Genomic DNA, 13,181 nt, shown 5'->3' on the forward strand with positions numbered 1-13,181 from the left:
CAAGATTATATGAAATAAAAGGAGTAACCAATGACCGGAAATTATTCAACGCGTGAATTCCGCGAGAAACTATATGATGACCTTCATGTTCGATTAAGAGATACAGTGATTTTGATGTGTGCGATTTTTATTGCCTCTATAGGTCTAAATATGAATTCAACTGCTGTCATTATTGGAGCCATGCTGATTTCCCCTCTTATGACATCGATTGTTGGACTCGGATTTGGTTTAGCTATTTTTGATACGCGTTTAATCAAGCAATCTTTAGAGGTTTTATTTACTCAAGTATTGGTCAGCTTGCTTGTTTCGACTCTGTATTTCTGGATTTCTCCCTTATCTTATGCAAGTAGCGAATTGATTGCACGAACCTCTCCAACCATTTGGGATGTTCTCATTGCTATTGCTGGTGGGATAGCAGGTGTAATTGGGTCAAGGAAAAAAGAAGCAAACAATATCGTGCCAGGAGTAGCCATTGCAACAGCTCTGATGCCACCTATCTGTACTGCAGGATATGGTTTAGCTAACGGAAATGTACGATTTTTATTTGGGGCTCTCTATCTTTTCTTGATCAACTGTGCCTTTATCATGCTAGCCAACATTATTGGAACAAGAATTTTGATGAGAAAATCTCCCTTAAGTTCATTTAAAGAGCTAAACATTAAAATGAAAATTGGCTTGATATCCTTGATTGTATTATTGGTTCTTCCAGCCAGCTATTCAGCAGTCACTCTGACGATGGATCAAGCACGAAAAGAAGGGATCAAACAGTTTGTAGGAAAAGAGTTCGCCAATCATACGGTCATTAATCAAGTCTATAAGTCAAGGGACAATGAATTAGTCTTGACGGTTGTTGGAGATCCGATTTCAGAAGAAGAATTAGAAAGGATCCACCAAAAACAAGCCTCTTACGGTATTCAATCTGTTCAATTAAAAGTCAATCAAGTCCATAATTCGATAAAATTAGATAGTGAGATGACCAAGGAATTTTATGAAAACATTAACAAGTATATCGATCAAAAACTCTCTGAAAAAGATTCACAAAACGATCTCGTAAAAGAAAATGAAGCAGACAAGGATTGAGGACAATGAACTGAATCGGTTTTTACGCCGTGTTTTTCTTGTATCTTCCTCTTTCTTACTTATAGCAGGTTGTTTTTGCTTGAATAAGAAATAAATTAGAAGTTCTATCATCTAAGAAAAATGATGAAAAAAATCATTTAACTAATGGTGTGAACGTTTAGTGTTTATCAGCTCCATTCTCTGTAATTTTGGGGGTAAAATCCACACCATTTAGATAAAATTAGTTGAATTTGATTGGAAAAACGCTTTTATAAAAGCGGAGAAAAGTCTTGATATTACGCTGTTTTTAGTCCAACTGAAATTCATACTTTCCAAACCAGGCTTGAAAAAAGCTCGTAAAGCATCACAATTTAGTAAACGTTAAAACTTATTTAAACTTATTGAAAGCATTTCGTATCAAAAATACGGGATGCTTTTTCTGTTCACCCCAAATTTTTGTAACTAGGTGATACTTGAAATTAATACAAATTTGGTTGTTTTTGATAAATCTAAGCAACACTAAATGATGAAGTGAAAGGGGATGAATCTTTGATAGTAGTCATTTATTGTGAAATATGATATATTTATTAATTAGATGGATGAATACTTCTAGAGTTAAATATAGCATAATAGGGACAGACTTTTTGGTTTATTTTTGTTTGTAGTCGGATTATGAAAGAATATCCAATATTATGCGATAAGATAGAATGTTACAAAAAAGAAAGGGGATGCAATCCGATGAAGAAAGACAGATTAATTGTATTGACAGATGCTGTTCTAGCAATTATTATGACCATCTTGATTTTAGAGTTAGAAAAACCAACAACACCAAGTCTTGAAGCTTTTTGGGATTTACGGCAAAATTTCTTTGCTTGTTTTCTTTCCTTTTTCTGGTTGGGATCGTTATGGATGGCACTAAACACATTATGGGAAAAGGTTGAGAAAATTTCCTCAGAAATTATTTGGTGGAATTTGTTTCTACTCTTGGAGCGGCAGGAGTTCTCTTTGGAGAATTTCATGCCATCCAAGATACCAGTCTGAATGATGTGGTGGACCGGATCTATATAAATGTCAAGGATTTACCGTTTCAGTCCTTGGGAGCTTTAGCTAATATCCTGTCTGATGTTAAGAAGGGACTGATTCAAGACAGTCATATCTGGTCTTTCTTCCAGTCATTTTTCAAACAATATCAGTTGATAATCAGCTTAAATCAGATCTATCAGTTTGTCTATCTTTCTCTGATGGAGATCATGTCCTATCTTCACTTTGATTATTGGAAAAAACGGCTCGGTCAGGAGCTAGTATGAATAAGGAGAACAAATGAGACGTTTAAAAATGTTATGGCATATTATACAGGTTACGGGTTTTACTCGGTTTGCTCTGAGTTTTGTGACCTTTGTTTTTGGGTCAGGAGGCGTGCTTTTCCTAGTTGAACCTGCTATCACAAATTACGGAGACGGTCTTTGGTATGCTTTTGTGACTTCGACGACTGTCGGCTACGGGGATCTCCTAGCTGTGACCTTGATTGGAAGGATTACCAGTGTCTTCTTGACGATTTATGGGCTCATATTTTTTGGCTGTTTATCAGCTGTTATTATTAATTATTATACCGATTTAAATAAGGAAAGAGGAGAGGACAAATGACTGCCAATTATTCAACACGGGAATACCGTGAGAAATTATACGATGACCTTCATGTTCGATTGAGAGATACAGCGATTTTGATGTGTGCAATTTTTATTGCCTCTATCGGTCTAAATATGAATTCAACAGCTGTTATTATTGGAGCCATGCTGATTTCCCCTCTTATGACATCGATTGTTGGACTCGGATTTGGTTTAGCTATTTTTGATACGCGTTTAATCAAGCAATCTTTAGAGGTTTTATTTACTCAAGTATTGGTCAGCTTGCTTGTTTCGACTCTGTATTTCTGGATTTCTCCCTTGTCTTATGCAAGTAGCGAGTTGATCGCACGAACCTCTCCAACCATTTGGGATGTTCTCATTGCTATTGCTGGTGGGATTGCTGGTGTGATCGGTTCAAGGAAAAAAGAAGCAAACAATATCGTGCCAGGAGTAGCCATTGCTACAGCTTTGATGCCGCCTATCTGTACTGCTGGCTATGGTTTAGCTAATGGGAATGTACGATTTTTATTGGGGGCTCTCTATCTTTTCTTGATCAACTGTGTCTTTATCATGCTAGCCAACATTGTTGGAACAAGAATTTTGATGAGAAAATCTCCTTTAACTTCATTTAAAGAGCTGAGCATTAAAATGAGAATTGGCTTGATTTCTTTGATTGTATTGTTGATTCTTCCAGCTAGCTATTCGGCAGTTACTCTGACAATAGAACAAGCGCGCAAAGAAGGGATCAAACAGTTTGTAGGAAAAGAGTTCGCCAATTATACGGTTATTAATCAAGTCTACAAGTCAAGTAACAATGAATTGGTCTTGACGGTTGTTGGAGATCCGATTTCAGAAGAAGAATTAGAAACACTCCACCAAAAACAAGCCTCTTACGGTATTCAATCTGTTCAATTGAAAGTGAATCAAGTTCAGAACTCGCCAACATTAGATAGTGAAGCGACCAAGGAATTTTATGAAAACATTGACAAGTATATTGATCAAAAACTCTCTGAAAAAGATTCACAAAACGATCTCGTAAAAGAAAATGAAGCAGACAAGGATTGAGGATATTGAACTTATCTAACTCATGGAAGCAAATGTTGGGAGGATATCCTATATCCAACAGTTAGTGGATAGAAAGGATTGTTGATGAGGATACCATTTGTGGTGGTTTGACCAATCACGACTAGCTCAGGTTAAATAAAATATAAAAAAGCAACAACTATTTCAGTTGTTGCTTTTTCTTACTGAAAAATGTTTCTCAGACAGTGATCGTTTTATTTCTCAACGCGTGATTTGTTGGCAATATCAGTAAGGATAGCTTGAACAAAGTCATCAACTGAGACAGTTTGTGTTTCTTTTTGGCCGTAGCGACGAACATTGACTGTTCCGTCTTCCATTTCCTTGTCCCCAACGATCAATTGGTAAGGAATCTTGCTGGTTTGAGAAGCACGGATCTTGAACTGCATTTTTTCATTGCGCTCATCTACATCTGCACGGACACCACGGTCACGGAGCTTCTTAGCTACTTCCCAAGCGTAGTCCACATGTTTCTCGTTAGAAACTGGGATGAGAGTTACTTGGTGTGGGGCAAGCCATGTTGGGAAGGCACCCTTGTAGTTCTCAATCAAGATAGCTGTGAAGCGTTCCATGGTTGAAATAACTCCACGGTGGATCATAACTGGACGGTGTTCTTCCCCGTCAGCTCCGATGTATTTGAGGTCGAAGCGTTCTGGAAGCAAGAAGTCAAGCTGGATAGTAGAAAGGGTTTCTTCTTTTCCAAGGGCTGTCTTAACTTGGATATCCAATTTTGGTCCGTAGAAGGCTGCTTCACCTTCAGCTTCAAAGTAGTCCACGCCCATTTCATCAAGTGCTGCACGAAGCATGGTTTGGGCATTTTCCCACATCTCATCGTTGTCAAAGTACTTGTGAGTATCTTGAGGGTCACGAAGAGAGAGACGGAAGCGGTATTCAGTCAAGTTGAAGTCTTCATAAACATCGATAATCAACTGAAGGGCACGTTGGAATTCTTCTTGGATTTGTTCTGGAGTAACAAAGAGGTGACCGTCGTTGAGTGACATCTCACGCACACGTTGAAGACCTGTGAGGGCACCAGATTTCTCGTAGCGGTGCATCATACCGATTTCAGCGATACGGATTGGCAATTCGCGGTATGAGTGAACATGGTGTTTGAAGACTTGGATGTGGTGTGGGCAGTTCATTGGACGAAGGACAAATTCTTCTCCGTCCCCCATGTCCATGGTTGGGAACATGTCTTCTTGGTAATGATCCCAGTGACCAGAAGTCTTGTAGAGTTCAACAGACGCAAGTGGTGGAGTGTAAACGTGTTGGTAGCCAGAAGCCAACTCTTTGTCGACGATGTAGCGTTCCAATTCACGACGTATAGTCGCACCATTTGGCAACCAGAATGGAAGTCCTTGTCCGACTTCTTGAGAAATCATGAAGAGGTCAAGCTCTTTACCAAGTTTACGGTGGTCACGTTCTTTGGCTTCTTCACGCATTTGAAGATAGTTCTTCAAGTCTTTCTTGTCAAACCAAGCTGTACCGTAGATACGTTGCATCATCGCGTTGTCGCTATTTCCACGCCAGTAAGCACCTGCTACATGAAGAAGGTGGAAGATTTGGATACGGCCTGTTGATGGGACGTGAGGTCCACGGCAAAGGTCCACGTATTCCCCCTGACGGTAGATAGTCAAACCGCCTTCGTCCTCAGAGTGTTCTTCGATCAATTCCAACTTGTAAGGGTCGTTTTTGAAGATTTCGCGTGCCTCGTCTTTCGTCACTTCTTCACGGATTGATGGGAAGTTTTCTTTAACGATTTTTTTCATTTCTTCTTCGATACGAGGAAGGTCTTCGTTGGAGATTTGACCAGCAGTATTGTCTGTATCGTAGTAGAAGCCATCTTCGATAGCTGGACCAACACCCAAGTGAATATCTGGGAAAAGGCGACGAGCTGCTTGGGCAAACAAGTGAGCAGCTGAGTGACGCAAGATTGGAAGGGCATCTTCGTGATCAGGTGTCACGATTTCGATGCTTCCATCTTCAGTGATAGCACGAGTCGTATCGATGAGTTTGCCGTTGAATTTACCAGCCAAGGCTTTTTTAGCTAGGGAATTGCTGATAGATTGGGCAATTTCAAAAGTAGTAACGCCAGATTCGAATTCACGAACAGCGCCATCTGGGAAAGTAATCTTAATCATGGTTTTCTCCTTAAATATTTATTCTATTTTTGTTGGACAATTTTAAGAGCCGAGCAACTTCTTCCGCAGTCTGATTTTCTGATTGACTACCATCTGTTACGAGGCTAGGATAGCCTAATTTCGTCGCTTCCTTACGAACTATTTGGGCAAAAAGAATGTCTCGTTGCATCCAGTTTTCAAAAGCTTGTTCAGGATTGGTTGTACCCTCTACGACATAAGGAACCCATTCTCTCTGTCTATAATGCTTTTTTTGAAAATCAGCTGTCGGAGTCAAACATAGATAGGAAGACACTGGACATTCAAGCTCCTTTACCAAGTGAGGCAAAAGTCCTGCCCCCTCCACCAAGAGAGGTCTATCTTGATTTTTTATCAAGTAAGATTTCACATAAGGAAAAATCTCTTCATAAAAGCGCCATTCTTCATCTGCCATCTCTTCTGGATTTCTCATCCAGATTTGTTCTGGACTTCTATCCTGTCTAAGAAGGCAAATTGGCTGTGAGTCTGCACTTGCTTGACTCATCATCTCATCTACCAAATCATCCAGTTTGATATGAATCAGCTGATACTGTCTAGCAAGAAGTGAAGAAATTGTTGACTTTCCACTACAAGGCGATCCGCCAATCATATAAAGCATCATTCTTCCTCCTTCTGACAAAATAAAAACGACATCCTCTAAAGGACGTCGCAACGTGGTTCCACCTTCATTTATGTTCCTCAAAAAAGAGGGACACCTCTGATTGGCTCTAACGTGGCCACCGTTTTATGTTTTCATAAAAGTCAGTAGAGTAGTATCAGTTTAGGCTCTCTATGCGTTTCCAGCAACCACGCACTCTCTAGTAGAAAGGGACTAAGTGACTTGTCTCTATGCATTATTATAGCATGATTGCGAGAATTTTCAAGGATTTTGTGAAAGTTTTTTGCTTTTTCCTTGCTGGAGCATGTATTTAATACCCGAACCTGAAGCCATACCAAGTAGGGCAAAGAGTTCATAAGCTAGGAAATAAACGAGAATGAATTCATTGAAAGTGATGATGGTAAAGCAATAGAGAAGAGCAATACCGAGCAACCACCACAGTGAGAATTGGAAACGGTAGCTATAAAGAAGGGACACGATGAAGGTTGCCAAAGGTGAAAAGAGGATGATGTTATAAATGTAAAGCCCTTTCAGCGTATAAGAATCAGATATCAGCAGCAAAAGCAACTCATAGAGGGGCCAGTAAAAGAAGAATATGACAAGGCAGTATGGGATATACTTAAGATATTTCCGCATGGCAATAGTCCTCCAATCTGCAAAAATAGAGAGATGTTGAAGACCACATGATCCTAAATGAAGGGGAACTCTCTACCTATATTATAGCACGATTTGCAAACCCTTACAAGGTGCTATGGTAGGCAGAAATAATAAGCTTTATGAATTTTTTTGTTATAATACTAGCATAAGAAGTAAGAAAATTGAGGGGAAAGAATGACGAAAATAGCAGTTCTTTCAGACATACATGGGAACACGACTGCCTTGGAAACTGTACTGGCTGATGCTAAAGTGGCAAAGGTGGATGAGTACTGGCTTTTGGGAGATGTTCTTATGCCGGGAACAGGACGTAGAAGGATTTTGAACCTCTTGGCTGATTTGCCCATCACAGTAAGAGTTCTGGGTAATTGGGAGAATAGTCTCTGGCGTGGTTTGCATCGCAAGCTAGATCTAACAAAAGCTAGTCATCGCTATCTCCTACGCCAATGCCAGTATATCTTAGAAGAGATTAGCCCTGAAGAAATCGAAGACCTCCACAATCAACCTATGCAAGTTCATCGTCAGTTTGGTGATTTGACGGTGGGAATCACTCACCATCTCCCTGATAAAAACTGGGGTAGAGAGTTGATTCATACGGGAAAACAAGAAGATTTTGATAGATTGGTGACGGAACCGTATGCCTCTATCGCAGTATATGGGCATATCCACCAACAGTTGCTTCGTTATGGAAGTGACGGACAGTTGATCCTCAATCCAGGATCGATTGGGCAACCCTTCTTTTTAGATGCGAGGTTGCGTAAGGACCTACGTGCCCAGTATATGATCTTAGAGTTTGATGAGACAGGTTTGGCTGATGTTGATTTTCGTCGAGTGGATTATGATGTAGAGGCTGAGTTGCAGCTGGCTAAGGATTTAAAGCTTCCTTATTTTCAGGTCTATTATGAAAGTTTGGTAAATGGGATTCACCACACCCATAATCAGGAACTTCTGTATGAAATTGCCCAAGAACAAGGGCATGATGCCGAGTTGGATGCATGGTTGGATAGTGGTAATGATTGACATTACAACGTAAAAGGGTATAATGAGTATCAGATAGGATGTGAAAGGAGAAGAAGATGCAAATTTCAAGTCGATTTACGATTGCAACGCATATGTTGATTATCATCGCTCTAGAAGGGAAGAAAACAAAAGTTACCAGTGATTTTTTGGCTGCTAGTGTTGGGGTCAATCCAGTTATTATCCGTAAAACCTTGTCCCAACTCAAAAATGCAGAGCTGATATCGGTTGCGCGTGGAACGGGCGGTACCGAGATTATCAAAGATCTAAATGAGATCACGCTTTTAGACGTCTATCAAGCGGTAGAATGCCTTGGAAAAACTGGTCAATTGTTTAGTTTCCATGAAAATCCGAACCCAAGTTGTCCAATTGGATCGAATATCCATGCGGTCTTAGATCAAAAACTACTAGATATCCAAGAGGCAATGGAAAACCAACTTGGTCAGACGAGTCTGGCTCAGGTTGTGGCAGATGCAGAAGCAAGAATAGTAAAATAAGAGGGCTAGGCTCCTCTTTTTCTATTGCCACAATTATGGTACAATGTAGTCATCAAAGGAGAAGATTATGTACTTTATTACAGGTTTTTTTGTCCTACTTTTTCTGATTTCATTTTTTAGGGACAATCGCAGTCTCTGGAATCCGGCTCTTTTACTTTTGTCTCTGCTTTTTTCTTACCTGTCTATTGCCAATTTTTTTTACGAGGCTGGGCAAGAAGAATTGCACATGATTTTCTTTGCAGTGATTTTTCTCTTGCTTCCATTTTTAGTTTTTCTAAGTGGCTTTTTCCTTATTCATAACGGATTTGTGTTGTTGAAGAAAGAGGGGAAATCCAAGGCAAATTATTTGTCTCTGGGACTAGGGTGTGTGATTCTGTTCTTTTTTGTAATCATGGTGATTCGAGTGAGCGATACCAAGAGCTTGTTCTACACCAATCATCTAGTGAATATCATCTTTTTCTTTTTGATTTATTCGTATTTGATTTTTGGTTTTGCCTTTGCAGGATTTCTACTATATTCTATCTTGTATCTCTTCATTCCTAAGAAAAAACATTATGATTTTATCATCATTCATGGGGCTGGTTTGTTGGATGGAGAAAGGGTGAGTCCTTTGCTCAAGCGTAGGATTGACAAGGCTGTTGAGGCTTACCACAATTCAAATAATCCAGATGTCAAATTGATCGCTAGTGGTGGCCAAGGTGGGGATGAGAAGATTTCCGAAGCTCAGGCAATTTGTAATTATTTGCTGGAAGAGACGGATGTTCCGAGAGAAGCGATTCTCCTAGAGGAAGACTCAACGACAACCTATGAGAATCTTCTCTTCTCAAAAGAAATGGGAGAGAGGCTGGTGACCAGTCCACGTTTTCTCTTTGTGACCAATGATTACCATGTTTTTCGTACCAGTACCTATGCTCGCCGTATTGGGATGAAGGGAGATGGTCTTGGTTGCCGTACAGCCGCCTACTATATCCCATCGGCCTTTATCAGAGAATATATTGCTCTATGTGTGAAGATGAGATGGCTTTTTATCGCCTTCTACGTTTTATTGATTTTAGCTCTGATTTTCTCTTATAGAGGTATTTTGTGGTAATATGTGAACTCATCGGTGGATGATTTTTGCAAAATTCATATTGTAATAATTGTTAGATTCTCTAAAAAAATTACAGTAGCTTGAGAAAAAATAGAAGTTCCATTAGTAGCAACAATAGTAGAACGGGTCAGGAGATTGTAGGTGAGATTTTGGAATAGCTTGGTGGTTACTCGTCAATCAAGTGGACAATTTCTAACCTAGTTACAGATTTTCAGAGAGGGTCAAAAATAAGCAACTGCATATGAGTAGACTAGATTTTTACAGTCAACGACAAAAAATGTGAACCAGCAACAGAGGTTCACATTTTCTTTTGGGTCTATGGCAAAATGGTTTTTAGTTGGTTCAGAATGGTTTGTAAGGTTACGACCGCTTGTTCTTCTTGTTGCGGTTGATAGAGTAGTTGGAAATAGTCGCGAATAGTTTCTTCAAATTGCTTAGGGAGGAGAGTACAATGGGCCTTTGCGTACTCTAGCATTCGTTTTTCACCAGGATGGGTTTGCTCATTGAGCGCAAACAACAAGTCAAAGTAGGAAGCAAAAAATTCACTCGTACGATGATTCATACTGAGAAGATCATGGCGTTTGATAGCTTTTTTAATTTGGTGAGAGAAGGCGGGCATGGCCTGATCCAGCAAAAGGAGCTGTTTTTCGATGATATGTTTTTTGAGTTCTTGAGGGTAGGGAATCTGGTAGGCTCTTTGAAGAGAGGTATAGCGCCCATTTGGGTCGTATAGAATCTTGCTGTGGAGTAGATTGTGCCACATGCAAGTTGTATAAGCATTTTGAGCTTTGTGTTGAAAAACAGTTGTGTTCAATTCTTGTTCAAAAGAATCCAGCGAACGATAAATCAACTCGATTTCGATTCCGTTGTTTAGTATACAGTCATCCTCTAACTCCCAAAACTGGTTTCCAATTTCCATATAGGAGCAGTACTTACTCAAAATATTTTGTCGAATTGCCTCATCGATGGGAGAGTTGAGATAGATGTAGACATCATAATCAGAATTTTGATCATAGGCTTGTCCTGCACGTGAACCACCTAGAGCGATGGCTTCAACTTGTTTCAGTTGAGAGAATTCTTTGTAAAGTTCTTGGATCATGACTCTTCTCCTAGCTTTATGGTTTTAAAGTCATTTTACCAAAAAGTAAAACGTTTGCATAGTATTGAGTTACTCTTTTTCATTTGTAGCAAAAAATGTGAACCCTTTTTTGAGTTCACACTTCTTTTTATTCTGCTGCTTGTTGCCAACGTTTGGCAAGCATGCGGGATAGACTTGAAATTGCTAGGTTAAAGCTGAAGTAGATGAGAGCAATCAGGATATAAAGACTGAAGACCTGCTCTGGTTCGAAATAACGGCCCATGAGAATTTGACTAGCGCCAAAGAGTTCTTGTAGGGCGATAACAGAGTAGAGAAGACTGGTATCCTTGATCACTGTCACAAACTGAGAAATGATGGCTGGCAACATTTTACGGATTGCTTGTGGGAGAATGATGTAGTAGAGGATTTGGGCTGAAGTGAATCCTTGTGACATTCCTGCTTCGTACTGCCCCTTGTCCACAGCATTAAGACCACCTCGGATAATCTCAGCTAGGGCTGCTGAGGTAAAAAGGGTAAAGGCAGTGATTCCTGCTGGTGTGGACTTCATCTTAAACACCAAAAAGATGGTGAAAATCCAGAGAAGGTTGGGAACGTTACGTACAAACTCAATATAAATGCTAGAGATGATCCGCAAGACAGGATTTTTCCCATTTCTCATGACGGCTAGAACTGTACCGATGATGGTAGAGAGGACAATGGCAATCAGAGAAATATAGAGGGTCAAGCCAAATCCTTTAAAGATAAAGGCTAGGTTATCTGGGGTCAAAACTTCTAAAATAGATTCCATAGTAACCTCCTAAAGTGAATAGGCTTTTTTATTGGCTTGCTCCATCTTGCGACCAAACTGGGCAACAGGGAAGCATAGGGCAAAGTAGAGAAGAGCAGCACCTAAAAAGGCTGGGATATAATTTCCGTTGAGAGCTGACCAAGACTTGGTCACAAACATCAAGTCTACTCCAGAGATGATCGCAACCGTTGAAGTATTCTTGATAAGGTTAACGATTTGGTTGGTCAATGGAGGGAGAATGATACGGAAGGCCTGAGGCAAGATAATTAAGCGCATGGCACTGATATAGGTGAAACCTTGCGATAAGGCGGCCTCCATCTGACCACTAGGAATAGACTGAATCCCTGAACGAATAACCTCAGCGATATAAGCGCCGTGATAGAGTCCCACGCAGAGAACAGCTGTCCAATAAATCGGAATCATGATGGTGTGGTCACTGATAAGAGGCAAACCATAGAAAACGATGACAAACTGCACCAAGAGGGGAGTGTTTTGGTAAAATTCGACAAAGATACGAGCCAAAATTCTTAAAATTTGATGTTTGCTAGTTGATAGGACTCCAAAGATGATTCCTAAGACCATAGCTAGGATAAAGGATCCAATTGCTAGGGCAAGAGTGAAGAGGAAACCGTTGAAAAATTGTCCAAAATCCTGAAAATAGGCTGTCCAAGATGATAAATCTGTCATGGGGTATCCTCCTTAATCTGCAGTATGGCTAGAGGGTTTGAGCTTGTAACGGTCATAAAGTTTTTGCAAACTGCCATCTTTGCTCCATTTTGTAACCAAGCTATCAAGATAGTCGTTGAGCTCAGTATTTGATTTCTTGGTGACGATACCGTAGTCAGATGGCTTGAAACTATCATCTAGCAGCTCTGTTCGTTTACTGGTGTAGCCAGACAGGATAGAGCGGTCCACGGAAAAGGCATCAATACGGTGAGCGTGAAGGGAAGTAATCAATTCTGGATAGGAACCCAGTTCTACAAACTTAAATTTCAGACCTTTCTTTTTACCTAGTTCGGTAATCAAACGTTGGGTAATGGAACCTTGGGCAACTCCGATCGTTTTACCATTTAGGTCCTCAATGCTTTTGATGTTGGCAGACTTATTGACCAAAAAACCAGAAGCATCCGTGTAGTAGGGACTGGTGAAGTTGTAGAGTTTTTTACGTTCGTCTGTGATGGTGAAGGTAGCGATATCCATGTCGACCTGCCCATTGTCTAGAAGGGGACCACGGGTTTGGGCGGTGACAGGCACATAGCGAATCTTGACCTTGAGTTCGTCCGCAATCATCTTGGCAAGGTCAGTTTCGATACCAGAATAAGTCCCAGTCCTGGGATCCTTGTAGCCAAAATTGGGAACGTCTTGTTTCACACCGACAACCAGCTCGCCTCTTTTTTGAATGTCTGCCACACTAGTATCAGCCTGAACTGGTTTGGCAGTAGAAAGGCTGAAAAGGCTAATCAATAACGCTGATAAAAAGAATTTCTTTTTCATAGGC

The 13,181-nt window shown here is 40.3% G+C and carries 15 protein-coding genes; 8 read left to right on the plus strand and 7 right to left on the minus strand.

Features of this window, described 5'->3' with window-relative positions:
- Positions 1-30 precede the first annotated feature (30 nt).
- From B7709_RS02795 to B7709_RS02820, 5 genes are all read left to right on the plus strand, one after another.
- Positions 31-1,080, plus strand: coding sequence for a DUF389 domain-containing protein (locus tag B7709_RS02795; protein WP_084971499.1), 1,050 nt, complete (start codon positions 31-33; stop codon positions 1,078-1,080).
- Between the two features lie 717 nt (positions 1,081-1,797).
- Positions 1,798-2,100 (plus strand): TMEM175 family protein, encoded by a 303-nt coding sequence (locus B7709_RS02805; RefSeq protein ID WP_004240734.1) that lies wholly within the window; start codon positions 1,798-1,800, stop codon positions 2,098-2,100.
- A complete protein-coding gene (locus tag B7709_RS02810; RefSeq protein WP_000397556.1) occupies positions 2,025-2,366 on the plus strand; it encodes a hypothetical protein in 342 nt (113 codons plus the stop codon). Before B7709_RS02805 ends, B7709_RS02810 begins: the two co-directional genes overlap by 76 nt.
- Positions 2,367-2,379: 13 nt before the next feature.
- Positions 2,380-2,703, plus strand: coding sequence for a potassium channel family protein (locus B7709_RS02815; RefSeq protein WP_001253404.1), 324 nt, complete (start codon positions 2,380-2,382; stop codon positions 2,701-2,703).
- Positions 2,700-3,749 carry a DUF389 domain-containing protein gene (locus tag B7709_RS02820; RefSeq protein WP_084971501.1) on the plus strand — a complete coding sequence of 350 codons (1,050 nt, stop codon included), beginning with the start codon at positions 2,700-2,702 and terminating at the stop codon, positions 3,747-3,749. The genes B7709_RS02815 and B7709_RS02820 overlap by 4 nt, the downstream gene beginning before the upstream one ends.
- Positions 3,750-3,961: 212 nt before the next feature.
- Here B7709_RS02820 and thrS read toward each other — a convergent pair whose 3' ends face one another.
- From thrS to B7709_RS02835, 3 genes are all read right to left on the minus strand, one after another.
- The gene (gene thrS, locus B7709_RS02825) at positions 3,962-5,905 is read right to left on the minus strand and encodes a threonine--tRNA ligase (RefSeq protein ID WP_084971503.1); all 1,944 of its coding nucleotides are present in this window, start codon (positions 5,903-5,905) and stop codon (positions 3,962-3,964) included.
- A gap of 10 nt (positions 5,906-5,915) precedes the next feature.
- Entirely contained in the window at positions 5,916-6,542 is a 627-nt protein-coding gene (locus tag B7709_RS02830; RefSeq protein ID WP_084971505.1) for an adenylate kinase family protein, read from the minus strand.
- Between the two features lie 258 nt (positions 6,543-6,800).
- Positions 6,801-7,175 carry a hypothetical protein gene (locus B7709_RS02835; protein ID WP_084971507.1) on the minus strand — a complete coding sequence of 125 codons (375 nt, stop codon included), beginning with the start codon at positions 7,173-7,175 and terminating at the stop codon, positions 6,801-6,803.
- A gap of 195 nt (positions 7,176-7,370) precedes the next feature.
- On the opposite strand from B7709_RS02835, the gene B7709_RS02840 reads away from it, so the two are divergent.
- The 3 genes from B7709_RS02840 to B7709_RS02850 all read left to right on the plus strand — a co-directional run bounded on the left by B7709_RS02840 (position 7,371) and on the right by B7709_RS02850 (position 9,797).
- Positions 7,371-8,213: a metallophosphoesterase family protein gene (locus B7709_RS02840; RefSeq protein ID WP_084971509.1), complete on the plus strand. Its 843-nt coding sequence runs from the start codon at positions 7,371-7,373 to the stop codon at positions 8,211-8,213.
- Between the two features lie 56 nt (positions 8,214-8,269).
- Positions 8,270-8,707, plus strand: coding sequence for an Rrf2 family transcriptional regulator (locus tag B7709_RS02845; RefSeq protein ID WP_084971511.1), 438 nt, complete (start codon positions 8,270-8,272; stop codon positions 8,705-8,707).
- 67 nt (positions 8,708-8,774) lie between these two features.
- The gene (locus B7709_RS02850) at positions 8,775-9,797 is read left to right on the plus strand and encodes a YdcF family protein (RefSeq protein ID WP_084971513.1); all 1,023 of its coding nucleotides are present in this window, start codon (positions 8,775-8,777) and stop codon (positions 9,795-9,797) included.
- A 316-nt stretch (positions 9,798-10,113) separates the two neighbouring features.
- Here the strand turns inward: B7709_RS02850 and B7709_RS02855 are convergent, their stop codons facing one another.
- From B7709_RS02855 to B7709_RS02870, 4 genes are all read right to left on the minus strand, one after another.
- Positions 10,114-10,896, minus strand: coding sequence for a DUF4037 domain-containing protein (locus B7709_RS02855; RefSeq protein ID WP_084971515.1), 783 nt, complete (start codon positions 10,894-10,896; stop codon positions 10,114-10,116).
- A gap of 127 nt (positions 10,897-11,023) precedes the next feature.
- Positions 11,024-11,683: an amino acid ABC transporter permease gene (locus tag B7709_RS02860; RefSeq protein WP_084971517.1), complete on the minus strand. Its 660-nt coding sequence runs from the start codon at positions 11,681-11,683 to the stop codon at positions 11,024-11,026.
- Positions 11,684-11,692: 9 nt separating this feature from the next.
- Positions 11,693-12,370 carry an amino acid ABC transporter permease gene (locus B7709_RS02865; RefSeq protein WP_000131150.1) on the minus strand — a complete coding sequence of 226 codons (678 nt, stop codon included), beginning with the start codon at positions 12,368-12,370 and terminating at the stop codon, positions 11,693-11,695.
- A 12-nt stretch (positions 12,371-12,382) separates the two neighbouring features.
- Positions 12,383-13,177 carry a transporter substrate-binding domain-containing protein gene (locus tag B7709_RS02870; protein WP_084971519.1) on the minus strand — a complete coding sequence of 265 codons (795 nt, stop codon included), beginning with the start codon at positions 13,175-13,177 and terminating at the stop codon, positions 12,383-12,385.
- Positions 13,178-13,181: the final 4 nt, after the last annotated feature.

It is taken from the genome of Streptococcus oralis subsp. dentisani (genome assembly GCF_002096335.1).
In the GTDB taxonomy this organism is placed as follows: Bacteria; Bacillota; Bacilli; order Lactobacillales; family Streptococcaceae; genus Streptococcus; species Streptococcus oralis_Z.